This is a genomic window from Microbacterium sp. MRS-1, from assembly GCF_000585455.1.
GTDB classification, from domain to species: domain Bacteria; phylum Actinomycetota; class Actinomycetes; order Actinomycetales; family Microbacteriaceae; genus Microbacterium; species Microbacterium laevaniformans.
The window spans coordinates 17,479-39,874 of sequence record NZ_JAUF01000014.1 but is presented as its reverse complement, the minus strand read 5'-3'; the positions used below and the strand labels follow the sequence as shown (position 1 = coordinate 39,874).

The 22,396-nt window shown below is 70.0% G+C and carries 19 protein-coding genes; 9 read left to right on the top strand and 10 right to left on the bottom strand.

Features of this window, described 5'->3' with window-relative positions:
* Positions 1-17: 17 nt before the first annotated feature.
* Together AS96_RS03750 and metX are read left to right on the top strand one after the other, a co-directional pair.
* Positions 18-1,340 (top strand): bifunctional o-acetylhomoserine/o-acetylserine sulfhydrylase, encoded by a 1,323-nt coding sequence (locus AS96_RS03750; protein ID WP_036285912.1) that lies wholly within the window; start codon positions 18-20, stop codon positions 1,338-1,340.
* A 173-nt stretch (positions 1,341-1,513) separates the two neighbouring features.
* Positions 1,514-2,716 (top strand): homoserine O-acetyltransferase MetX, encoded by a 1,203-nt coding sequence (gene metX / locus AS96_RS03745; protein ID WP_036285807.1) that lies wholly within the window; start codon positions 1,514-1,516, stop codon positions 2,714-2,716.
* An 8-nt stretch (positions 2,717-2,724) separates the two neighbouring features.
* Here metX and AS96_RS03740 read toward each other — a convergent pair whose 3' ends face one another.
* The 4 genes from AS96_RS03740 to AS96_RS03725 form a co-directional block, all read right to left on the bottom strand.
* Entirely contained in the window at positions 2,725-3,918 is a 1,194-nt protein-coding gene (locus tag AS96_RS03740) for an MFS transporter (RefSeq protein ID WP_036285805.1), read from the bottom strand.
* A 73-nt stretch (positions 3,919-3,991) separates the two neighbouring features.
* Positions 3,992-4,324 (bottom strand): thiamine-binding protein, encoded by a 333-nt coding sequence (locus AS96_RS03735; protein ID WP_036285803.1) that lies wholly within the window; start codon positions 4,322-4,324, stop codon positions 3,992-3,994.
* Between the two features lie 45 nt (positions 4,325-4,369).
* On the bottom strand, positions 4,370-5,614 hold the full coding sequence (locus AS96_RS03730; RefSeq protein ID WP_231477089.1) for a glycosyltransferase 87 family protein: 1,245 nt from the start codon (positions 5,612-5,614) through the stop codon (positions 4,370-4,372).
* A 23-nt stretch (positions 5,615-5,637) separates the two neighbouring features.
* A complete protein-coding gene (locus AS96_RS03725) occupies positions 5,638-6,468 on the bottom strand; it encodes an ADP-dependent NAD(P)H-hydrate dehydratase (protein WP_036285801.1) in 831 nt (276 codons plus the stop codon).
* Positions 6,469-6,564: 96 nt separating this feature from the next.
* Here AS96_RS03725 and AS96_RS03720 point away from each other — a divergent pair, with 96 nt between their 5' ends.
* Positions 6,565-7,641, top strand: a complete 1,077-nt coding sequence (locus AS96_RS03720) for an NADH:flavin oxidoreductase/NADH oxidase (protein ID WP_036285799.1) — start codon at positions 6,565-6,567, stop codon at positions 7,639-7,641.
* A gap of 103 nt (positions 7,642-7,744) precedes the next feature.
* Here AS96_RS03720 and AS96_RS03715 read toward each other — a convergent pair whose 3' ends face one another.
* Together AS96_RS03715 and AS96_RS03710 are read right to left on the bottom strand one after the other, a co-directional pair.
* The gene (locus AS96_RS03715) at positions 7,745-8,800 is read right to left on the bottom strand and encodes a hemolysin family protein (protein WP_036285797.1); all 1,056 of its coding nucleotides are present in this window, start codon (positions 8,798-8,800) and stop codon (positions 7,745-7,747) included.
* A complete protein-coding gene (locus AS96_RS03710; RefSeq protein ID WP_036285795.1) occupies positions 8,797-10,140 on the bottom strand; it encodes a hemolysin family protein in 1,344 nt (447 codons plus the stop codon). The genes AS96_RS03715 and AS96_RS03710 overlap by 4 nt, the downstream gene beginning before the upstream one ends.
* A gap of 309 nt (positions 10,141-10,449) precedes the next feature.
* Here AS96_RS03710 and AS96_RS15610 point away from each other — a divergent pair, with 309 nt between their 5' ends.
* A complete protein-coding gene (locus tag AS96_RS15610) occupies positions 10,450-11,424 on the top strand; it encodes a hypothetical protein (RefSeq protein WP_231477088.1) in 975 nt (324 codons plus the stop codon).
* A gap of 95 nt (positions 11,425-11,519) precedes the next feature.
* On the opposite strand, the gene AS96_RS03700 is transcribed toward AS96_RS15610, so the two are convergent.
* Positions 11,520-12,977: a GuaB1 family IMP dehydrogenase-related protein gene (locus AS96_RS03700; protein WP_036285793.1), complete on the bottom strand. Its 1,458-nt coding sequence runs from the start codon at positions 12,975-12,977 to the stop codon at positions 11,520-11,522.
* 122 nt (positions 12,978-13,099) lie between these two features.
* Between AS96_RS03700 and AS96_RS03695 the strand changes: the two genes are divergently transcribed.
* Positions 13,100-16,810 carry a multifunctional oxoglutarate decarboxylase/oxoglutarate dehydrogenase thiamine pyrophosphate-binding subunit/dihydrolipoyllysine-residue succinyltransferase subunit gene (locus AS96_RS03695; RefSeq protein ID WP_036285906.1) on the top strand — a complete coding sequence of 1,237 codons (3,711 nt, stop codon included), beginning with the start codon at positions 13,100-13,102 and terminating at the stop codon, positions 16,808-16,810.
* Between the two features lie 12 nt (positions 16,811-16,822).
* On the opposite strand, the gene AS96_RS03690 is transcribed toward AS96_RS03695, so the two are convergent.
* Positions 16,823-17,332, bottom strand: a complete 510-nt coding sequence (locus tag AS96_RS03690; RefSeq protein ID WP_005048333.1) for a DUF3060 domain-containing protein — start codon at positions 17,330-17,332, stop codon at positions 16,823-16,825.
* Between the two features lie 128 nt (positions 17,333-17,460).
* On the opposite strand from AS96_RS03690, the gene AS96_RS03685 reads away from it, so the two are divergent.
* On the top strand, positions 17,461-18,414 hold the full coding sequence (locus AS96_RS03685; RefSeq protein WP_005048331.1) for a diacylglycerol kinase: 954 nt from the start codon (positions 17,461-17,463) through the stop codon (positions 18,412-18,414).
* A gap of 14 nt (positions 18,415-18,428) precedes the next feature.
* Here AS96_RS03685 and AS96_RS03680 read toward each other — a convergent pair whose 3' ends face one another.
* Both AS96_RS03680 and AS96_RS03675 read right to left on the bottom strand, forming a co-directional pair.
* Positions 18,429-18,674, bottom strand: a complete 246-nt coding sequence (locus AS96_RS03680; RefSeq protein WP_005048329.1) for a zf-HC2 domain-containing protein — start codon at positions 18,672-18,674, stop codon at positions 18,429-18,431.
* A complete protein-coding gene (locus AS96_RS03675) occupies positions 18,671-19,402 on the bottom strand; it encodes a sigma-70 family RNA polymerase sigma factor (RefSeq protein ID WP_036285791.1) in 732 nt (243 codons plus the stop codon). Before AS96_RS03675 ends, AS96_RS03680 begins: the two co-directional genes overlap by 4 nt.
* A 95-nt stretch (positions 19,403-19,497) precedes the next feature.
* Here AS96_RS03675 and aroA point away from each other — a divergent pair, with 95 nt between their 5' ends.
* From aroA to bcp, 3 genes are read left to right on the top strand one after another with little or no spacing between them, the layout of a single operon-like run.
* Entirely contained in the window at positions 19,498-20,832 is a 1,335-nt protein-coding gene (gene aroA / locus AS96_RS03670; protein WP_036285789.1) for a 3-phosphoshikimate 1-carboxyvinyltransferase, read from the top strand.
* 22 nt (positions 20,833-20,854) lie between these two features.
* Positions 20,855-21,892, top strand: coding sequence for a ribosome small subunit-dependent GTPase A (gene rsgA / locus AS96_RS03665; protein WP_005048324.1), 1,038 nt, complete (start codon positions 20,855-20,857; stop codon positions 21,890-21,892).
* A 15-nt stretch (positions 21,893-21,907) separates the two neighbouring features.
* Positions 21,908-22,375, top strand: a complete 468-nt coding sequence (gene bcp, locus AS96_RS03660) for a thioredoxin-dependent thiol peroxidase (RefSeq protein WP_005048321.1) — start codon at positions 21,908-21,910, stop codon at positions 22,373-22,375.
* Positions 22,376-22,396: the final 21 nt, after the last annotated feature.

The window sequence follows — 22,396 nt, the reverse complement described above, 5'->3', positions numbered from 1 at the left end:
ACCCGATGGAGCCCGACATGTCCGCATCCGAGAACTGGCGCTTCGAGACCACGCAGATCCACGCGGGCGCGCAGCCCGACCCCGTGACCAAGGCGCGAGCCACGCCGATCTACCAGACCACCTCCTACGTGTTCGACAACGCCGACCACGCCGCGAACCTGTTCGCTCTGGCGGAGTTCGGCAACATCTACACCCGCATCCAGAACCCCACGCAGGACGTCGTCGAACAGCGCATCGCGGCCCTCGAGGGGGGCACCGGCGCCCTCCTCGTCGCGTCGGGCCAGGCAGCGGAGACATTCGCGATCCTCAACATCGCGGAGGCCGGTGACCACTTCGTGTCGTCGAGCTCGATCTACGGCGGCACCTACAATCTCTTCAAGTACACGCTGGGCAAGCTCGGCATCGAGGTCACGTTCGTCGAGAACCAGGACGACCCGGAGGAATGGCGCCGCGCGGTCCGCCCCAACACGAAGCTGTTCTTCGCCGAGACGATCGGCAACCCACAGATCAACGTGCTCGACATCCGCACCGTCGCCGACGTCGCCCACGAGGCCGGTGTGCCGCTCATCGTCGACAACACGATCGCAACGCCCTACCTCATCCGCCCGTTCGAGCACGGCGCCGACATCGTCGTGCACTCGGCCACCAAGTTCCTCGGCGGCCACGGCACCGTCATCGGCGGCGCCATCGTCGACGGCGGCACGTTCCCGTGGTCCGAGCACGCCGACCGCTTCCCGGGCCTGACCACCCCCGACCCCTCCTACCACGGCGCGGTCTACACGCAGGCTGTCGGCGACGGCCTGGCGTACGTCATCAAGGCACGCGTGCAGCTGCTGCGCGACCTCGGCGCCGCCATCTCGCCGCAGAGCGCCTGGCTGCTCATCCAGGGCATCGAGACCCTGTCGCTGCGCATCGAGCGTCACGTGCAGAACGCGCAGGAGATCGCCGAGTGGCTGGAGAACCACGACGACATCGCCTCGGTCAACTACTCCGGCCTGCCGACCTCGCCCTGGTACGCGGCCGCGAACCGCTACGCCCCGAAGGGCGTGGGCGCGGTGCTGTCGTTCGAGCTCAAGGGCGGCGTCCAGGCCGGTCGCGAGTTCGTGAACGCGCTCGAGCTCTTCAGCCACCTCGCCAACATCGGCGATGTCCGCTCGCTCGTCATCCACCCGGCATCCACGACGCACTCGCAGCTGACGCCGGAGCAGCAGCTCACGGCCGGTGTGACCCCGGGCCTGGTCCGCCTGTCGGTGGGTCTGGAGAACGTCGAGGATCTCAAGGCCGACCTCGAGCAGGCCCTCGCCGCCGCGCGCAAGGTCTCCGAGGCCGCCCGCGCCTGAGCCCTGCCCCGCCGCGGAGCAGCATACCCGTCCCCGACGGGTGCACGAACTCCGCAGGATGCCGCGAACTCCGCAGCCGGAAACGCTTCCCGCTGCGGAGTTCGTGCGTTTCTGCGGAGGTGGTGGTCGTAACAGTCCGTTTGCGATATCCGAGACCCGGGAGAATGGACGTCATGGACTGGCAGACCTCCGAAGACACGGTGCCGAGTGCACCGATCACGGAGGCCGACGCGCGCCTGCTGCGCGGCCGCCCCCCGGCGACGGGCGCCTGGCGCGACGGCGATCCCGCCGGCGACCGCCGCTTCGCCGCGTTCGGCGCCTTCACGACCGAGGGCGGTCGGGAGCTTCCCGGCATCCGCCTGGCCTACGAGACCTGGGGCGAGCTGTCGCCCGCCCGTGACAACGCGGTGCTCGTGCTGCATGCCCTCACCGGCGACAGTCACGTGCGCGGCGCCGCGGGACCCGGTCATCCCACCGCGGGCTGGTGGGACGACATCGTGGGCCCGGGCGCCCCCATCGACACCGACCGCTGGTTCGTCGTCGCCCCGAACATGCTCGGTGGATGCCAGGGCTCGACGGGGCCGTCATCGATCGCCCCCGACGGGTACGAATGGGCGGGACGCTTTCCGTACCTGACCGTCCGCGACCAGGTCGCCGCCCAGGTGCGCCTTGCGGATGCGCTCGGCATCGATGTGTGGGCCGCGGTCGTCGGCGGCTCGATGGGCGGCATGCACGCGCTCGAGTGGGGTGTGGGCCAGCCCGAGCGCGTCGCGCGGCTCGCCGTACTCTCCTCTCCGCCGACGACGACGGCCGACCAGATCGCGCTCAACGGCGTGCAGCTGGAAGCCATCCAGATCGATCCGCGCTTCGCCGACGGTGAGTACTACGACGCTCCCGACGGCGAGGGACCGCACCGCGGCCTCGCGCTCGCCCGCCGCATGGCCCTGCTGAACTACCGGAGCCCCACCGAACTCAACCAGCGCTTCCAGCGATCGTGGCAGTCGGGAAAGAGCCCGCTCGGTCACGGGGGCCGCTTCGCCGTGGAAAGCTATCTCGACTTCCACGGCAACAAGTTCACGCGCCGCTTCGACGCGAACACCTACATCACGCTGGTCGAGGCCATGAACTCCCACGACGTGGGACGCGACCGTGGCGGGGTCGAGGATGCCCTCGCGCGTGTCACCGCGACGACGCTCGTGCTCGGCACCGATAGCGACCGCCTGTTCCCGATCGATGGACAGCACCGCATCGCGCGCGGCATCCGCTCGACGATCGACGACGGCGCCATCGTGCTGTCGAGCGACTTCGGTCACGACGGCTTCCTCATCGAGACGACCGCCGTCGGAGCGCACCTGCGGCGGTTGCTGCAGGCCTGATCCCGGCGTCAGGCCACCGCGGCGGCGGTTCGTGCGGAGCGCGCCTCGATCCCGAAGCTCACGAGGGCGAGCACGAGGCCGGATGCCGCGAGCAGCGCTCCCACCCAGACCGGTGCGACGAAGCCGAAGCCGGCCGCGATCACGACGCCGCCGAGAAACGCCCCGGTGGCGTTGCCGATGTTCAGCGCGGAGTGGTTCAGCGCCGCGGCGATCGACTGGTTGTCGCCGGCGACGTCCATGAGCCGCGTCTGGATCGACGGGCTCAGCACCGAGGACACGAAGCCGACCAAGAAGATGAACAGGCCGAGCGCGATCAGCGCGCCCGCCGTGAGGGCGAGGAGCACCTGCACCACGATGAGAGCGCCGAGGCCCGCCAGCATCGTGCGTTTCAGGTCGCGATCAGCAAGGTGGCCGCCGACGAGATTCCCGATCGTCATGCCGATGCCCATGACGATGAGGATCACCGGCACCACGGCCGCGGGAGCTCCCGCGACCTCGGTGACGATCGACGCGACGTAGCTGTAGGCCGCGAAGAACCCGCCGAACCCGATCGCACCGACCCCCAGGGTCAGCCACACCTGGCCGATCCGCAGCGCGCGCAGCTCCGCGCGGAGCGTCCGTCCGGGATCGCCCGCATGGGCCGGCACGGTCAGCGCGATCATCACTGCGGCGAGGGCGAAGATGAGGGCGACGACGAGGAATGCGATCCGCCACCCGAAGCGCTGCCCGAGGAAGGTGCCGAACGGCACACCGACGACGTTGGCCACCGTGAGGCCCGTGAGCACGAAGGCGACGCCCTTGGCGCGGTTTCCCGGCCCCATGACGTCGGCGGCGACAAGAGCGCCGATACCGAAGTATGCGCCGTGCGGCAGCCCGGCCAGCACGCGGGATGCCGCGACCAGCTCGAAGGTCGGAGCCAGCAACGTCAGCGTGTTGCCGAGCGTCAGGGCCGCCGCCAGCGCCAGCATCACACGGTGGCGTGGATACTTCGCGACGACACCCGCGATCGTCGGAGCGCCGATGACGACGCCGAGCGCGTACAGGGTGATGAGCCACCCCGCCTGCGCGACGGCGTCCTCGGGCGCGGAGGCCCACGTCGCCGGCAGCAGGTCAGCGGAGATGTTCGGGAGCAAGCCCATGACGACGAACTCGGTCATGCCGATGCCGAACGAGCCGATGGCGAGGGAGAGAAGCGCCCACATCGCCGCACCCCTCGACGGGGTCGAGGAGATCACCCGGCCATGCTACCGGTCGCCGGCGGCGTCCCGGGGCCGCCTACCCGTCGACCTCCAACGCCGCGATCGCCGTCTCCAACCGTTCGATCTTTCCATCGAGCTCGCCGGTGCGGCCCGGGCGGATGTCGGCCTTGAGCACCAGCGAGACGCGTGATCCGAACGGCATGACGGCATCCGTCGCGGCCTTCACGACCGCGAACACCTCGTCCCACTCCCCCTCGACCTCGGTGAACATCGAGGTCGTGCGGTGCGGCAGACCCGAGTCGCGGACGACCTTCACGGCGGCGGCGACCGCGTCGTGCACCGACCCGTCTGCGGCGGTCGGCGTGTGAGGGGCGGTGCCGCTGGGGGCGACGGAGAAGGCGACGAGCATGAGAGCTCCTTCGGATCGGTGACGACGGGATCGGTGACGACGGGGTCAGGGCACGAGCGGGGCGGCGGACTCGCGGGGCGCGCGTGCGGATGCGGCCGATGCGGGCGCACGACGGGCGATGGCCACGAGGCGCACGATCATCCACGCGAACATCGCACAGAGCACGAGGTTGCGAAGGGTCAGCAGACTCACCGGCACGAGCTGCGGGGAGAGCACGCCGTTGTAGGTGAGCGGGTAGACGAGCTGCGTGAGCAGCGCGGCGAACAGCGCTACCGACGCCGGGGCCATCCAGCGGCGACGATTGATGACGAGCCCGAGCACCACCGACGGCACCAGCCAGCACAGGTACTGCGGCGAGCCCACCTTGTTGAAGACGATGAACCCGAGAACGAAGGCGAGTGAGAGCGTCGGGAACAGCGTCGCGTAACGGACACCGCGCACCACGGCCCACACGCCGAGGGCGGCGACCACCATCATCGCCACGACGAGAGCGGGAGTCATGGCGGCGATCACCGGATCGATCTGGGTGCCGGTGACCTGGAACGTCAGCAGATGCTGGTCGTAGTACACCCAGAACCCGCGGATGCCGAGCAGAGCGCCCCAGAGGTACGGCATGCTGACCGGCGCCTCCACCTGGAGACCGCGCGTCGTCTGATCGCCGATGAAGCCGAAGGCGCGCGCCCCACCGCCGAGAGCGCCGACCGCGAGCAGTGTCGCCGCGCTCACGAGCACCGCACCGCCCACCAGCGCACCGCGGCGACGCAGCGCCACGATCGCGGCGGCCAGGATCGCGGCGGGCCACACCTTCATCCACGTCGCGACCGACAGCAGCGCCGACGCCGCCCACGGACGCCCGATGAGCCAGAGACACCCGAGCACGGCCAGCGCCACGGTGAACCCGTCGAGCCGGTACAGCCCGACCGGACCGAGCACCGCCACGTAGGCGAGCCAGAACCATGCGGCCGTCACGCGTCCCGCCGAGCGGGCGCGCCCGACCAGGACGGCGAACGCGACGGCATCCGCGGCGATCACGACGATCGCCCAGCCGACGGTGTAACCGGCGATCCACGCGAACGCGTGCGCCAGCAGCATGGGCAGCAGCGCGAGCTGGGGATACACCCACGACTGGTCGATGCCGACGATGCCGTGCCCCTGCAGTGCGCTCGTCGACCACGGTTCGTAGACGCGGTAGACGTCTCCCATCGGTTCGTTGGGCAGGACGAAGCCGAGCCAGGCGACACCGACGTGAACGATCGCGAAGGCGGTCCACAGCACGCTCCGCCTCATCATCCCCCCATCCTAGGGAGGCGACCTCAGCGTTCCGAGACGAGCTCGCCCACGACCCTCGACACCGCGCGTGCCACGTCGAGAGCGACCAGCGGACCCCCGCCGTGGCGGGCGGACGCGGCAGCTCCCGCCCGCCCGTGCACCCAGGCCGCGCAGGCGGCGGCATCCGCAAGACGATCCGGAGCTCCGGCCACCAGCGCCCCCAGGATGCCGGCGAGGACATCTCCTGTGCCGGCCGTCGCCAGCCACGCGACGCCCGCCGTCACCGAACGCAGCGTCCCCGGGGGCGTCGCGATCAGCGTCGTCGACCCCTTCAGCAGCAGGACAGCGCCGGTGACGGCGGCCGTCTCGAGGGCAGCCTGCTCCCGGTCGACGGCCGGGGCCAGACCCAGTCGATCGCGCAGTGCGGCGTGCTCGCGATCGTGGGGCGTCAGCACCAGCGGAGCGCGATCCCCGGTGAGGGCGGATGCCGCGACGACGAGATCCAGCGCGCCGGCATCGACGACGACCGGCACCTGACCGGCGAGGATCGTCCGCACCGCCGCGGTCTCGGCAGCGGTGCGGGTGGCGGGAGACGTGCCCGAGCCGACCACCCACGCCTGCACCCGCCCGTCGGCCGTCACCGTCTCGGGGCGACGCTGGAGCACGAGATCGGCGGCCCGGCGCGGACCGAGGTAGCGCACCATCCCCGTCCCTGTCCGCCACGCGGCCTCGACGCCCAGAACAGCCGCTCCGGGAAACTCCTCCGACCCGGTGCGCATGCCCACCACGCCACGGGAATACTTGTCGTCGCTCGCCGTTGGCACCCTGAGGAAGGTGGCCGTCTCCGGTGCCGTCCACGGCGAGGGTGCGCTCATGCGCGCCACCCTACCCGTCCCCGTCCCCGGTCGTTGAGCGAGGCGCAAAGCGCCGAGTCGAAACGCCCACCCGCATCGAGCCCGCGGAGAGCCATCATGAGCCTGCTGTTCACCCCGTACGAACTGGCCGGACGCACCGTCCGCAATCGCCTCTGGGTCGCGCCGATGTGTCAGTATTCGGCGACCGACGGCGTACCCAACGACTGGCATCACGTTCACCTCGCCCAGTTCGCGTCCGGCGGCGCCGGTGTCGTCATCGCCGAGGCGACCGCGGTGACCCCGGAGGGACGCATCTCCCCCGAGGACGTGGGCCTCTGGAACGACGAACAGCGCGACGCGTGGGCGCCCATCGTTGCCGCGATCCGCGCCCGCGGAGCTCTTCCCGGCGTGCAGCTGGCCCACGCCGGACGCAAGGCCTCGACCTTCTCACCGTTCTCCGGGCGCCGCGGCAGCGTCCCCGCCGCCGAGGGTGGATGGACCACTCTCGCCCCCTCCGCCATCGCCTACGACGGATTCGAGGCGCCGGAGGCCTTGGATGCCGCGGGCATCCGCCGCATCGTCGAGGCGTTCGCCGCCGCCGCGGTGCGGGCGGTCGCCGCCGGCTTCGAGATGCTGGAAGTCCACGCCGCGCACGGCTATCTGCTCCACCAGTTCCTCTCGCCGCTGTCGAACGCGCGCGAGGACGAGTACGGCGGCAGCCTGGAGAACCGCGCCCGGCTGCTGCTGGAGGTCGTCGACGCCGTCCGCAGCGCCGCCCCGGATGCCGCGACTCTCGTGCGCTTCTCGGCATCCGACTGGGCCGACGGCGGCTGGGATGCCGCGCAGACGGCGACCGTCGCCGGATGGGCGGCCGCGCGCGGCGTCGATTTCTTCGACATCTCCAGCGGCGGTCTCGTCGCCCACCAGCGCATCACGACCGGCCCCGGCTACCAGGTGCCGCTCGCCGCCGAGGTACACCGACGGTCCGGCGTCGCCGTCGGCGCCGTCGGAGAGATCACCTCGGGCGTTCAGGCGGAGCAGATCCTGGCCTCCGGCGACGCCGATGTGATCCTGGCCGGTCGCGAGTGGCTGCGCGATCCGCACTTCGCTCTGCGCGCCCAGGTGGAGTTGGGCGAGCCGGACACCGGCCTCTGGCCGCCGCAGTACGAGCGCGCCCGCCCCGCGACCCGCTGAGGACGCAACGGCGTTTCGGCTCGCTTCGCCCACTCAACGACGGAGGGGACGACCCCGGTCGTTGAGCGAGGCCCGCAGGGCCGAGTCGAAACGCCGCTTCGGCTCAGTAGCCCCGGCGCGTCGCGTCGTGCACTTCGCCGACGAGCTCCTCGATGATGTCCTCGAGGAAGAGCACCGCCGTCGTCTCGCCCCGGGCGTTGCGCACCTGCGCGAGGTGACGGCCGGTGCGGCGCATGAGGGCCAGCGCATCCTCGAGGTCGGTCGTCTCGGCGACCGGAACCATGTGGTGGATGCGCTTCGGCTTGATCGGCACGGCGACCTTCTCATCGGCGCCGGCGCCCTCAGCCGCGCGGAGCACATCCTTGAGATGGACGTAGCCGAGAGGGATGCCCTCGGCATCCACGATCACGTAGCGCGAGAAGCCGTGCTTGGCGACGGCGCGCTCGATCTCGTCGGGCGTCGTCGTCTCGGGAAGCGTCACGAGCTCCGACAGGGGTACGGCGACGTCCCGCGCCTTCTTGTCGGTGAACTCCAACGCGGCCGTCACGGCGCCGGAAGCGTCGTCGAGCACGCCCTCGATCCGTGACTGGTTCACGATCGTGGCCACCTCGTCGAGGGTGAACGTCGACGCCGCCTCGTTCTTCGGCTCGACCCGGAACAGGCGCACGATGTGGTTGGCCAGCCAGTTGAGGGCGACGATGATCGGGTAGAAGAGCTTCGAGGTCCACACCAGCGGTGTCGCCAGCATGAGCACGGCCCGGTCGGGGAGCGAGAACGCGAGGTTCTTCGGCACCATCTCGCCGAACACGACATGCAGGTACGACACGAGGACCAGGGCGATCGCGAACGCGACGCCGCCGATGACCGCCTCGTTCCAGCCCGTCAACCCCAGGGGCACTTCGAGCAGGTGATGGATCGCCGGCTCCGACACGTTCAGGATCAGCAGCGAGCAGATGGTGATGCCGAGCTGACTCGTCGCGAGCATCAGCGTGGCGTGCTCCATCGCGTACAGCGCGGTCACCGCGGTCTTGGAGTCCTTCTCGGCCAGGGGCTCGATCTGCGATCGACGCGCGGAGATCACCGCGAACTCGGCGCCGACGAAGAACGCGTTGAACGCGAGCAGCACCACCAGCCACGCGATTCCGGCCCAGTCGCTCATCGGCCCTCACCTGCCTCGCGCGCCGTGTCGGACGCCTCGGCGCCCTCCGGCAACGGGTGGGGTGTGAACTTGACGCGGTCGACGCGTCGGCCGTCCATGCGCTGCACCTCCAGCGTGCCGTCCTCCAGCTCGATGCGGTCGCCGACGACGGGGATGCGCTCGAGCGTCGACATGAAGAAACCGCCGACGGTGTCGTACACGTCTGCCTCAGGCACGCGGATGCCGGTGCGATCGAGCACTTCGTCGGGACGCAGCTCCGCCGGGAACGTCACCGCCCCAGCCACGCGCACGACGCCCGCGCGGGAGCGATCGTGCTCGTCGAGCACCTCGCCGACGATCTCCTCGACGAGGTCCTCCAGCGTCACCACGCCGGCGGTGCCGCCGTACTCGTCGACGACGACGGCCATCTGATAGCCGCGCGAGCGCAGCTCCGACATGACGGCATCCAGGTGGACGGCTTCGGGCACGCGCAGCGGCTCTTCCGCGATGGCGGCCGCGGGAACGTCGCCACGACGCTCGCGCGGCACGCTGACGGCCTGTTTGAGGTGCACGATCCCGGTGATGTCGTCCATCGACTCGTCGAACACCGGGAAGCGACTGTGACCCGTGCGGCGGGCCAGTTGGATGACGTCCTCGACACTGTCGCCGGCGGCGACCGCATGGATGCTGGGACGCGGCGTCATGACATCCGCGGTCGTCAGTCGTGCGAAGGTGAGCGTGCGATCCAGCAGCGAGGCGGTGTCCTCCTCCAGCACACCGGCACTGGCCGAGCGTCGCACCAGGCTGGAGAGCTCTTCTGCCGTGCGTGCTCCGGAAAGCTCCTCCTTGGGTTCGATCCCCATCCCCCGCAGGATGCCGTTGGCCGAGCCGTTCAGGACGGTGATCGCAGGACGGAACACCGTGGTGAACGCGACCTGGAACGGCATGACGAGTTTCGCGGTCTGACGCGGGATGGCCAGCGCGAAGTTCTTCGGCACGAGCTCACCCAGGATCATGGAGAACGTCGTGGCGACGGCGATGGCGACGGTCGTGGCGACGACGCGAACCACCGCGTCGGGAACGCCCCACGCGGTCAGCACGGGGCTGAGCAGGGTGGTGAGGGCCGGTTCCATCGTGTAGCCGGTGAGCAGGGTGGTCAGTGTGATGCCGAGCTGCGCGCTGGACAGGTGCGTCGAGGTGATCCGCAACGCGCTGATGGTCAGCGACAACCGCGATTCCCCGGCCGCCTGGCGGGCCTCGAGGTCGGCGCGGTCGAGGTTGACGAGCGCGAACTCGCTCGCGACGAAAAGGCCGGTTCCGATGGTGAGCAGGAGCCCCACGCCCAGCATGACGAGTTCCATCACACGTCACCCCCGATCATGCTCGGGGAGGGTCGGTGGGGCGATCGTCTGCAACTGGGAGGGTCGTCCATGGTGCGAAGAAGTTTACGGCACCCGGCCCGTGTCGGGGGTGGATGCCGCCACTCGGCATCCACCGGGCAGCCGCTGCCGAAATCGGCATCGGCGCCCGAAATCGACGCCACGCGAGCCGATTTCGACCGCGCGAGAGGGAGCACACAGCCTCCTCCCCCGGCAGGGCTGCGGGCGCGGGTGTCCACGGGGTCCGGTCGGCGTGGATGCCGGGGCGTCGGCGCCTGCGAGGGTCGACACATGACGGCTTCTGTGGGCATCGCGGTTCTGCGCCGACGTGAACTGCACAAACCGCTGGACGATCGGCGCGCACGGCGGATGCTGGCGGACGGCACCTGGGTGCGCGTCGCGCCGGGGGCTTTCGTCATGGGCGCCGACTGGCGGCAGCTGGCCCCCGTGGCGCAGCACTGCCTTCGGGTCCAGGAGGTGATGGCGCGGGTACGCGCTCCCGCGCTCGTCTCGCATTTCGCGGCGGCGGCCGTGTGGGGCATCGATGTGCTCGGCGCCTGGCCGACGCGAGTCGAGGTGACGGTCGACCGCGCCACGGGCGGTCGCTCTGGAGGAGCGATCACTCGGCGAGCGCTCGGGCGCGATGGACGGATGTCGGTGCCGTTCGGGCGCCACCGGATCACCACTGCCGCCCAGACCGCGCTGGATATCGCCCGTCTGCTGCCGTTCCTGCGCGCAGTGACGGCGATCGATCAGGCGTTGTGGACCGGACGCGCCGGAGGAGCGCTCACGACGGCGGCCGAGATCGAAGCGCTCCTCGACGACGAGAGGCCCGTGCGGGGCGATGCTCGTGCGCGCCGTGCGCTCGCATCGTCGGCGCCGCTGTCGGCAAACGTCCGCGAGACCCACGTGCGGCTGCTGGTGGCGGCGCTCGGGTTTCCGCCGACGCGGTTGCAGGAGCGGCGCGTGCTGCGCAGCGGCCGGCTGGTGTACGGCGATCTGTACTTCCCGGATGCCGATCACTGGCTCGAGATCGACGGGCGCGGGAAGTATCTCAGTCCCGAATACACGGCGGGGCGGACGCCTGCGGCCATCGTCATCGACGAGAAGAACCGTGAGAACGAGATCCGCCGCGAGGTGCGCGGGTTCTCGCGCCTCGAAGCCACCGACGCCGACCGCCCGCAACGCGTCTACGACATCCTCACCGCCGATGGCCTGCGCAGCATCAAACCGCGGCCCCACTCCCGCGATCCGGTGTTGCGCTGACCGCGCTCGCGCTGCCGATATCGGCATCCGCTCCTCAAATCAACGCAGCGCGAGCCGATTTCGGCCGCGCGAGCGGGAGTGGATGCCGCGGGCTGTCACCAGCTGACAGGCAGGGCCTTGCCCTCTTCGTAGCCGGCTGCGGATTGCAGTCCCACCGTGGCACGCTCATGGAATTCGGGGACGGTCGACGCCCCCGCGTAGGTGAACGACGAGCGCACGCCCGAGGTGATCATGTCGACGAGGTCCTCGACCGACGGCCGCAGCGGATCGAGGTAGATCTTCGACGACGAGATCCCCTCGGCGAACAGCTCCTTGCGCGCACGCTCGTAGGCGTCCAGCCGACCGAACCGCCCCTGGACCGCCTTCGTGGACGCCATGCCCCACGATTCCTTGTAGACGCGGCCCCCCTCATCGACCTGCAGCTGCCCGGGCGCTTCGATGGTGCCGGCGAACCACGAGCCGATCATGACCGATGCCGCCCCCGCCGCCAGGGCGAGCGCGACATCGCGCGGATAGCGGACGCCGCCGTCGGCCCAGACGTGAGCCCCGAGCTCGGCGGCGGCCTGCGCGGTCTCCAGCACCGCGGAGAACTGGGGGCGGCCGACGGCCGTCATCATGCGGGTGGTGCACATCGCGCCGGGCCCCACCCCGACCTTCAGGATCGACGCGCCGGCTCCGACGAGGTCGTGCACGCCTTCCGCCGTCACGATGTTGCCGGCCGCGATGGGGATGCCGAGGCCGAGCCCCGACACGGTCTGCAGGGCGCGCAGCATGCCCTCCTGGTGGCCGTGCGCGGTGTCGACGACGAGCACGTCAACCCCGGCGGCGGCGAGGGCCTTCGCCTTCGCGGCGACGTCGCCGTTGATGCCGACGGCGGCCGCGACGATCAGACGGCCGTTCGCGTCGACCGCGGGCCGGTAGAGCGTCGAGCGCAGCGCGGTGCGCTGCGAGAGGGTGCCGACGAGGTAGCCGTGGTGCAGGACGCACACGGTCTCGGCATCCGCGGCGACGAGCAGATCGAACGCGTGGCGGGCGTCGGTGACGTCGTCGGCGTCGATCGAGACGCCGCGACCGCGAGTGAGGTCACCCAGCCGCGCATCCGGCAGAGCCGTGCCCAGCCTCGTCGCCGGGACGACCCCCAGGATGTCGTCGACGTGCACGCGGGCGGGGTCGCCGGCCACGACGACGATGCCGTGCCCCTCGGTCGCGGGCAGCAGCGCCGCCGCCTGGGAGACGGTGGCGTCGGCGCCGAGCACGAGCGGGGTGTCCCACCGCACGGGCTGGTCCTTGACCCAGCGGATCGCCGCGTCGATCTCCTGCAGCGGCATGTCCTGCGGCAGCACACCGAGCCCTCCGCGTCGGGCGAGGGCGGCGGCCAGACGCGGTCCGGTGACGGAGTTCATGTTGGAGGCGACGAGCGGGATCGTCGCCGAGGTCCCGTCGCGGGGCGACAGATCGACGTCCAGGCGGCTGGTCACACCGGATCGTCGCGGCACGAGGAAGACGTCCGAGTACGTGAGGTCGACGGTGGGCTGCGCGCCGGAGAACTGCATGACTCCCACGGTACCGACAGAAAACCTGGGATACCCTTGATGAACGTGTGCGTGTGGGCCGCGCCATACACGGCAGCGGGCCTCGCACGATCTGAAGTTCATCGATGAAAGCAGGCGCAACCGTGTCCAGTCAGGTGACCGGCGTGGGAACTTCGAGCGACGGCGAATTCGGGGCCAACGAATGGCTCGTCGCCGAGATGTACGACCAGTTCGCGAAGGATCGCGACTCGGTCGACCGGGCGTGGTGGCCTGTGCTTGAGGCGTACGAGAAGACTCAGAAGGATGCTGCGCCCGCTCCCACCGCTCCGGCCGCCGCGCCCGCTCCCGCCGCGTCGCCGGCGGCGGCCGCTGAGCCGCGCCCGATGACGGCACCGATCCCGGTCGTCGGCGCCCAGCCGGTCGCCCGCACGACGGCCCGCCCCGCCTCCCCGCAGCCCGTGCCCGCGCAGGCGCCGAGCGCAGACCCCACGCCGACCCCCGCGGCCCGCGAGGACGTCGTCACGCCGCTGCGCGGCATGCCGAAGACCCTCGCCGCGAACATGGACGAGTCGCTGACCGTGCCCACCGCGACGAGCGTGCGCACCGTGCCGGCGAAGCTCATGATCGACAACCGCATCGTGATCAACAACCACATGTCGCGCACCCGCGGCGGCAAGGTGAGCTTCACGCACCTCATCGGCTGGGCCCTGATCCAAGCCCTCAAGGCCTTCCCCAGCCAGAACGTGTCCTACGCCGAGATCGACGGCAAGCCCTCCGTCGTCGCGCCGGCGCACATCAACCTCGGCATCGCGATCGATCTGCCCAAGCCCGACGGCTCGCGCGCGCTGATGGTCCCCTCGATCAAGCAGGCCGAATCGCTCACCTTCGGCGAGTACCTCGCTGCCTACGAGGATCTCGTCAAGCGCGCCCGCGGCAACAAGCTGACGGCGGCCGACTTCCAGGGCACCACGATCTCGCTGACCAATCCCGGCGGAATCGGGACGGTCCACTCCGTGCCGCGCCTCATGAAGGGACAGGGCTGCATCGTCGGCGCGGGCGCCCTCGAGTACCCGGCCGAGTTCCAGGGCTCGAGCGAGAAGACCCTCGTCGAGCTCGGCATCGGCAAGACGATCACCCTGACCAGCACGTACGACCACCGGGTCATCCAGGGTGCGGGCTCGGGCGAGTTCCTGAAGATCGTGCACGAGCTGCTCACCGGTCAGCGCGGTTTCTACGAGGGCATCTTCGCGGCCTTGCGCATCCCCTACGCGCCGATCCACTGGGCCGGCGACATCAACGTCGACATCGCAGAGCGCGTCGACAAGACCGCCCGCGTACAGGAGCTCATCAACTCCTACCGCGTCCGCGGCCACCTCATGGCCGACACCGACCCGCTCGAGTACGTGCAGCGCACGCACCCCGACCTCGAGATCGAGAACCACGGCCTCACCTTCTGGGACCTCGACCGCGAGTTCGTCACGGGGGGCTTCGGCGGACGACGCCTGATGAAGCTCCGCGACATCCTCGGCGTGCTCCGCGACTCGTACTGCCGCACGATCGGCGTCGAGTACATGCACATCCAGGACCCGGGCCAGCGCAAGTGGTTCCAGGACAACGTCGAGGTCAAGTACCAGAAGCCCAGCCATGACGAGCAGCTGCGCATCCTCGACAAGCTCAACCAGGCCGAGGCCTTCGAGACGTTCCTGCAGACGAAGTACGTCGGCCAGAAGCGCTTCAGCCTCGAGGGCGGCGAGTCGCTCATCCCGCTGCTGGATCAGATCCTGCAGGGGGCAGCGGGCGCGGGTCTCGACGGCGCCGCCATCGGCATGGCGCACCGTGGGCGCCTGAACGTCCTGACCAACATCGCCGGAAAGACCTACAGCCAGATCTTCCGCGAGTTCGAGGGCTCCGTCGCGATCGGCTCGAAGAGCGGCTCCGGTGACGTCAAGTACCACCTCGGTACGCAGGGCACGTTCGTGTCGGATGCCGGGGAGGAGCTGCCGGTGTACCTGGCCGCCAACCCGTCGCACCTCGAAACGGTCGACGGCGTGCTGGAGGGCGTCGTCCGCGCCAAGCAGGACCGCATGCCGATCGGCACGTTCTCGTGGCTTCCGATCCTCGTGCACGGGGACGCGGCCTTCGCGGGCCAGGGCGTCGTCGTCGAGACGCTGCAGATGTCGCAGCTGCGCGGGTACCGCACCGGCGGCACGGTGCACGTCGTCGTGAACAACCAGGTCGGCTTCACGACGCTCCCGCAGGACGGCCGCACTTCGGTCTACGCCACCGACGTCGCCAAGACGATCCAGGCGCCGATCTTCCACGTCAACGGCGACGACCCCGAAGCCGTCGTGCGCGTCGCCGAGCTCGCCGTCGCGTACCGCCAGGAGTTCAACCGCGATGTCGTCATCGACCTCGTCTGCTACCGCCGCCGCGGCCACAACGAGGGCGACGACCCGTCGATGACGCAGCCGCTGATGACAAACCTCATCGAGGCGAAGCGCTCGGTGCGCCGGCTCTACACCGAGTCGCTCGTCGGTCGTGGCGACATCACCGAGGAGGAGTACGACAAGGCGAAGCAGGACTTCCAGAACCGCCTCGAGATCGCGTTCGCCGAGACCCACGCCGCCGAGACCGGTGCGACCGGCATCGTCTCCCCCGCCGTCACGGGCGGCGTGGAGCAGGCCGTCGGTGAGCCCGAGACGACCGGCGTCTCGACCGAGGTCGTGCACCAGATCGGCGACGCGTTCGTCAACAAGCCCGACGGCTTCACGGTGCACAACAAGCTGCAGCAGCTGCTCGAGAAGCGCCTCGACATGAGCCGCAACGGGCAGATCGACTGGGGCTTCGGCGAACTGCTGGCCTTCGGGTCGGTGCTGATGGAAGGCACGAACGTGCGCCTGGCAGGCCAGGACGCCCGCCGCGGAACGTTCGTCCAGCGCCACGCCGTGCTCCACGACCGGGCGAACGGACAAGAGTGGCTGCCGCTGGCGAACCTGTCCGAGAGCCAGGGCCGGTTCTACGTCTACGACTCCCTTCTCAGCGAGTATGCGGCGATGGCGTTCGAGTACGGGTACTCCGTCGAGCGTCCCGACACCCTCACCCTGTGGGAGGCGCAGTTCGGCGATTTCGCGAACGGCGCCCAGTCGGTCATCGACGAGTACATCTCCGCGGCCGACCAGAAATGGGGCCAGCAGTCGAGCGTCGTGCTGCTGCTCCCCCACGGCTACGAGGGTCAGGGTCCCGACCACTCCTCCGCCCGCATCGAGCGCTACCTGCAGATGTGCGCGCAGGAGAACATGACCGTTGCGCGGCCCTCGACCCCGGCGTCGTACTTCCACCTGCTGCGCCGCCAGGCGTACGCCCGTCCCCGTCGTCCCCTGATCGTGTTCACCCCCAAGGCGATGCTGCGCCTTCGCGGAGCGACGAGTCCCGTCGAGGCCTTCACCACCGGACGGTTCGAGCCCGTGCTGGACGACGATCGCAACCTCGACCCGTCGGCGGTCACCAAGGTGCTGCTGCACTCAGGCAAGATCCACTGGGACCTCAAGGCCGAGCTCGACAAGAAGCCGAACCCGCAGGTCGCTCTCGTCCGTCTCGAGCAGCTGTACCCGGCTCCGATCGATCAGCTGAACGCCGTGATCGACCGCTACCCGAACGCCCAGCTGGTCTGGGTGCAGGACGAGCCCGAGAACCAGGGCGCCTGGCCGTTCATCGCGCTCGAGGTCGTCAAGCACCTGCACGGACGCACGATCCGCCGCGTGTCCCGCGCCGCCGCCGCCTCCACCGCGACCGGCTCACCGAAGGTGCACGCGCGCGAGCAGGCCGCGATCTTCGAGAAGGCTCTGACCGTCTGAATCGGTACGAGTTCAGGAGATCGGCGTCGTGCCGTTGAGCGTGCCGGCGTCCTTGACGACAGCGGTCCCGCTCTCCCAGCCGACGAGGTTCGCGTCCGCACCCGCGTCGAGGACGACCTCACGCGCAGCGGCCATGATCACGATGTTCCCGTCGCCCTGGACGCTGAGCTCGTCCACGGCCGGCAGCAGGACGGTCGCTGCGGAGGCCAAGATCGTCACCTCCCGGCACGCGCCCGTCACCTCCACGACCATCGCGTCGGCGTTGCGGTCGACGGTGTAGGCGCCGTCCACGCACACCACGTGCTGGGTGACCGTGTCGCTCCAGCGGCTGCGCTGCAGCTTCGCCATGCGCTCATCGTCGACGACGCCCCGAACGTTCGCCGTGTCGGTCGGTGACGGCGCCGACGCGGTCGGGGTCGCGACGCCGGCATCGGAGACGCGAACGCCACAGCCTGCGAGGGTGGCGCAGCTCGCGACCATGAGCGCAAGGGAGAAGGCGAGCGGGCGACGTACCGTGTTCATGCAGACAACGTTACGAAACGGATGCCGCAGCCGCGTCGCGGCCGCGTCGCGATCCCGCGACAGGCATGATGAGGCGAACACCCGCACGTCGCCGAGCCCCACGGCGGCCCAGTCTTCGACAGGACGACATGGACGTCGCACTCCTCGTCAATCCGACGGCCCGCGCCGCCGCGCGCACGCACACCGCCGACGCGGTCGCGACGCGGCTGCGCGCCCACGGCATCCGCACGACGACGATCGCCGGCGGCAGCGCGGCCGAGTCCACCGACCTGCTGCGCATGGCGCTGGACATGGGGGTCGATGCCGTCGTCGTGTCCGGTGGGGATGGCACGGTGAATCTGGCGGTGCAGGAGCTGGCCGGCACCGAGATTCCTCTCGGCATCGTCCCGACCGGCACCGGCAACGACTTTGCGACGGCGCTGGGACTGCGAGAGCGAGATGCCATCGGGGCTGCGGATGCCGTGATCGTCGGCGCCACGCGGACGGTGGACCTCGCCCGGGTTCGTCGGGCGGACGACTCGTCGCGTCTGTACGCGACGGTGCTGGCGAGCGGCTTCGACTCCCGCGTGAACGACCGCGCCAATCGCATGCGGTGGCCACGGGGGCCTCGACGCTACGACGTCGCGATCCTTCGCGAGTTCGTCGCTCTGACGACAGCGCGCTTCTCGATCGAGCTCGAAGGTGCCGACGGCACGGTGGAGTTCATCGACGAGGAACTGCTGATGGCCGCGGTGGCAAACGCGCCGACCTACGGCGGCGGCATCCCGATCTGCCCGGATGCCGACCTTTCGGACGGCCTGTTGGATCTGACCCTCGTGCGTCCCCTCGGGCGCGCCCGCCTGCTGCGTCTGCTGCCGCGGGTGTACCGCGGGACCCACACGACTCTTCCCGAGGTGCGAACGGCACGAGCACGCCGGGTCCGGCTCCAGGCGGGCGGCACCACCGCCTACGCGGACGGCGACCCGACGGGCACGCTCCCCCTGGAGATCGAGGCCGTTCCGAGCGCGCTGCGGGTATTCCCACCCGAGGTGTCACGGGCGACGTCGCCAGACGGAACCCGCCGGCTCGACCGCCGCGGCTGACGCGTCGCGGCGGCTCAGTGGTGGGTGGCCTGCTCGGCGCGCAACCGCGCCAGCACCTGGTCCCGCAGCTCTTCGGGAGCCGTCTCCTTACAGGCACGAGCGACGACGGCGGTCAGCGTCGTGGCCACCAGCGCCTCGTCACGGCAGGACGGGCAGTTCTCCAGGTGCGCACGGATATCGGCGTGCTCGGTCTTGCAGACCTCGTTGCGGAGGTACTCTTCCAGGTCCTTGCGCGCTTTGTCGCAGCCGCAGTCACTCATTTCTTGCTCCCTGATGAAGAAGTCGCGGGCACCGGCACGTCCATGCCGCGCTCGCGCGCATAGTCGGCGAGAAGGTCGCGCAGCATGCGCCTGCCACGATGCAGGCGGCTCATGACCGTGCCGATGGGGGTCTTCATGATGTCCGCGATCTCCTGATACGCGAAGCCCTCGACGTCGGCGAGGTAGACGGCGAGCCGGAAATCCTCCGGAATCGACTGCAGCGCATCTTTCACAGCGGATGCCGGCATGTGATCGATCGCTTCGGCCTCGGCCGACCGGCTGCTGGTGGCGGTCGTGGACTCCGCACCGCCGAGCTGCCAGTCCTCGAGATCGTCGATCGTGCCCTGATAGGGCTCGCGCTGCTTCTTGCGGTACGTGTTGATGTACGTGTTCGTCAAGATGCGGTACAGCCACGCCTTGAGGTTCGTGCCCTGGGTGAACGAGGACCATGACGCGAACGCCTTGACGAACGTCTCCTGAACCAGATCGGCGGCATCCGCCGGGTTGCGCGTCATCCGCATGCCCGCGGCGTACAGCTGATCCATGAACGGCAGCGCCTGCTGCTCGAACTGCGCACGGGCGTCCGCGGCGCTGTCGACCTCGTCCGCCGGGACGAGGTCTGTGGCCGGGGTTTCGGGGGTCGGCGACTCGAGGGCCGCGTGCTCTTCCATCAGGGCCCAGTCTACGTCGGCGATGTCCGGCACCAGGGGTGCGAGTGTCGCGGTCACGGGGCTCCTCTCTTCGTCGGCGTCCACCGTTCGGCAGGCTGCACCCGTCGCGCCGAAGGCGGCACTGTCGGACGGGTTCGTTAGGGTAGAACCCGATGACAGTCACCGGGTATTCCCCTCTTCCGCCGGCAGGTTCTCCCTGGCCGGCGCCGCGTGCGGACGAGGCCGTGCATGCGACGGTCTCGGTGCCCGGCTCGAAGTCGCTCACCAACCGCAAGCTCGTCCTCGCCGCACTGGCCGACGGCCCCAGCACGCTCACCTCACCCCTGCACTCCGAGGACTCGGAACGCATGATCGCGGCGCTGCGCGCACTGGGCGTGGAGGTCTCCGAGGTGCCCGGCTCCGGTCGGTTCGGACCCGACCTGCTGGTGACCCCTCCGGCATCCTTCCGCGGTGACGTCGAGATCGATTGCGGTCAGGCCGGCACCGTCATGCGCTTCATCGCCCCCCTCGCCGGACTGGCCCACGGCGACGTCACCCTCACGGCACACCCGAGCGCCCTGCACCGCCCGATGGGCGAGATGATCAAGGCTCTACGCGAGATCGGTGCCGACATCGACGACGGTGGCACCTGGTCGCTGCCCTTCACGGTCCGCGGGCGTGGCCACATCCGCGGCGGCGAGGTCACGATCGACGCGAGCGGCTCGAGCCAGTTCGTCTCGGGACTTCTTCTGGCCGCACCCCGCTTCGACGTGGGCCTGCACCTCATCCATTCCGGTGAGCGCCTGCCCTCCATCCCCCATATCGACATGACCATCGAGACGCTGGCGCGTCGCGGCATCCAGGTCGAGCACCCCACGCCCCACGAGTGGGTCGTTCCCGCCGGCACGCTCCGTGGACGCGACGCCTCCATCGAGCCGGACCTGTCCAACGCGGCGCCCTTCCTCGCGGCGGCGATGCTGACGGAGGGGTGCGTGACCGTTCCCGGGTGGCCGGCGAGCTCGACACAGCCCGGTGCGCTTCTTCCCGAGATCCTCTCCCTGCTGGGCGGGCGCGCGACCCGCCGCGGCGGCGCCCTGACCGTGACCGGCGGACCCCACATCGCTGGCGTCGATCTCGACCTGAGCGCGGCGAGCGAGTTGACACCGACCTTGTTCGCGCTGGCTGCCTTCGCAGACGCCCCGACGACGTTCCACGGCATCGGACACATCCGCGGCCACGAGACGAACCGCATCGACGCGCTCATCGGCAACCTGGAAGCACTCGGCGGAAGCGCCCAGGAGCTTCCCGACGGCATCCGCATCGTGCCTGCTCCCCTGCACGGCGGCCTGTGGCGCGCGCACCACGACCACCGCATCGCCACAGCGGGCGCCCTCATCGGATTGCGCGTGCCCGGCGTCGAGATCGACCACATCGAGACCACGGCCAAGACCATGCCGGAATTTCCCGCCCTGTGGACCGGGATGCTCTCCGGGTCGGCGGACGGCTGAGCCGCCCGATGCGAAGCGTGCGATGAGCTGGCTCGATCTCGGAGACGACGACGACCTCGAGTTCGATGAGGCCGACATCCGCGTCCGCCCCAATCCGAAAGCGAATCGCCCGCGCACCAAGCGCCGCCCCGCCCACGCCGATGCGGTGATCGGACGGGTGCTCGGCGTCGACCGTGGCCGCTACACCGTGTTGATCGACGAAGACGGCCCCGACGAGCACACCGCGCTCGCCACACGCGCGCGCGAACTGCGCAAGCAGCCGATCGTCACCGGCGACCGTGCGCGCGTCGTCGGCGACACCAGCGGCGATGAGGGCACTCTGACGCGCATCGTCGGGATCGAGGAGCGCACGTCGCTGCTGCGGCGCAGCGCCGACGATACCGACCAGGTCGAGCGGGTCGTGGTCGCCAACGCCGACCAGATGCTCGTCGTCGTCGCCGCCGCTGACCCCGAACCGCGACCCCGGCTGGTCGATCGCTACCTCATCGCGGCGCTGGACGCCGGCATCCATCCCCTGCTCGTCGTCACCAAGACCGACCTGGCCGATCCCACGCCCTTCCTCGCGCACTTCGAGGGAGTGGACGATCTGGAGATCTTCACAAGTGGCCGCGTCCAGATGCCTCTCGCGGAGATCGGGCACCGCCTCATCGGCCATTCGACCGTGTTCGTCGGCCACTCCGGTGTCGGGAAGTCGACGCTGGTCAATGCCCTCGTTCCCACGGCGGATCGCGCAACAGGGCACGTGAACGAGGTGACGGGCCGCGGCCGGCACACCTCGAGTTCGACCGTGTCGCTGCGCTACGTGACGGCAGAGGGCCGCGGGTGGGTGATCGACACCCCCGGCGTGCGATCGTTCGGGCTCGGACACGTCGACCCCGCGAACATCCTGCGGGCATTCACGGATCTCGCCGTCGTCGCCGAGGAGTGTCCTCGCGGCTGCACGCACCTTCCGGACGCGCCCGACTGCGCACTGATCGAGGCGGTGGCTGAGGGACGCCTGGGAGAGCGCGGAGCGGCGCGACTGGATTCGCTGCAGCGTCTGCTCTCCACGTTCGCTTGATCGTAGGCTGGAGCCATGCCACGCCTCGAACCCGGTACCCCCGCTCCCGACTTCACGCTCGTCGATCAGGACGACGCACCGGTCAGCCTCCACGACCTGCGCGGCACGCCGACCGTGCTGTTCTTCTATCCCGCCGCCATGACTCCCGGCTGCACGACGGAAGCCTGCGATTTCCGCGACAGCCTGGCACCGCTGGAGGCGGCGGGCTACGCGGTGATGGGGATCTCGCGCGATGACCCCGCCACCCTGCGCCGGTTCCGCGAGCGCGATGGGCTCACCTACCCGCTGCTCAGCGACCCCGACCACGCCGTGCACGACGCCTATGGCGCCTGGGGCGAGAAGATGAACTACGGCAAGACGGTGGAGGGCGTCATCCGCTCGACGATCGTCGTGGATGCCGAGGGTATCGTCACGCACGCTCTGTACAACGTGAAGGCCACCGGGCACGTCGCCCGGGTGCGCTCCCTGCTCGGCGTCGGCTGACCCGTCGCGTCCACAGCGGCG

Excerpts from the sequence above, each read along its gene's own strand:
- AS96_RS03740 (WP_036285805.1), bottom strand. The coding sequence starts at position 3,918 with ATGTGGGCGCTTCTCTCCCTCGCCATCGGCTCGTTCGGCATCGGCATG.
- aroA (WP_036285789.1), top strand. The coding sequence starts at position 19,498 with ATGACAGTCACCGGGTATTCCCCTCTTCCGCCGGCAGGTTCTCCCTGG.
- AS96_RS03685 (WP_005048331.1), top strand. The coding sequence starts at position 17,461 with ATGGACGTCGCACTCCTCGTCAATCCGACGGCCCGCGCCGCCGCGCGC.
- AS96_RS15610 (WP_231477088.1), top strand. The coding sequence starts at position 10,450 with ATGACGGCTTCTGTGGGCATCGCGGTTCTGCGCCGACGTGAACTGCAC.
- AS96_RS03680 (WP_005048329.1), bottom strand. The coding sequence starts at position 18,674 with ATGAGTGACTGCGGCTGCGACAAAGCGCGCAAGGACCTGGAAGAGTAC.
- rsgA (WP_005048324.1), top strand. The coding sequence starts at position 20,855 with ATGAGCTGGCTCGATCTCGGAGACGACGACGACCTCGAGTTCGATGAG.
- AS96_RS03735 (WP_036285803.1), bottom strand. The coding sequence starts at position 4,324 with ATGCTCGTCGCCTTCTCCGTCGCCCCCAGCGGCACCGCCCCTCACACG.
- metX (WP_036285807.1), top strand. The coding sequence starts at position 1,514 with ATGGACTGGCAGACCTCCGAAGACACGGTGCCGAGTGCACCGATCACG.
- AS96_RS03730 (WP_231477089.1), bottom strand. The coding sequence starts at position 5,614 with ATGATGAGGCGGAGCGTGCTGTGGACCGCCTTCGCGATCGTTCACGTC.
- AS96_RS03710 (WP_036285795.1), bottom strand. The coding sequence starts at position 10,140 with ATGGAACTCGTCATGCTGGGCGTGGGGCTCCTGCTCACCATCGGAACC.
- bcp (WP_005048321.1), top strand. The coding sequence starts at position 21,908 with ATGCCACGCCTCGAACCCGGTACCCCCGCTCCCGACTTCACGCTCGTC.
- AS96_RS03720 (WP_036285799.1), top strand. The coding sequence starts at position 6,565 with ATGAGCCTGCTGTTCACCCCGTACGAACTGGCCGGACGCACCGTCCGC.
- AS96_RS03750 (WP_036285912.1), top strand. The coding sequence starts at position 18 with ATGTCCGCATCCGAGAACTGGCGCTTCGAGACCACGCAGATCCACGCG.
- AS96_RS03690 (WP_005048333.1), bottom strand. The coding sequence starts at position 17,332 with ATGAACACGGTACGTCGCCCGCTCGCCTTCTCCCTTGCGCTCATGGTC.
- AS96_RS03700 (WP_036285793.1), bottom strand. The coding sequence starts at position 12,977 with ATGCAGTTCTCCGGCGCGCAGCCCACCGTCGACCTCACGTACTCGGAC.
- AS96_RS03725 (WP_036285801.1), bottom strand. The coding sequence starts at position 6,468 with ATGAGCGCACCCTCGCCGTGGACGGCACCGGAGACGGCCACCTTCCTC.
- AS96_RS03715 (WP_036285797.1), bottom strand. The coding sequence starts at position 8,800 with ATGAGCGACTGGGCCGGAATCGCGTGGCTGGTGGTGCTGCTCGCGTTC.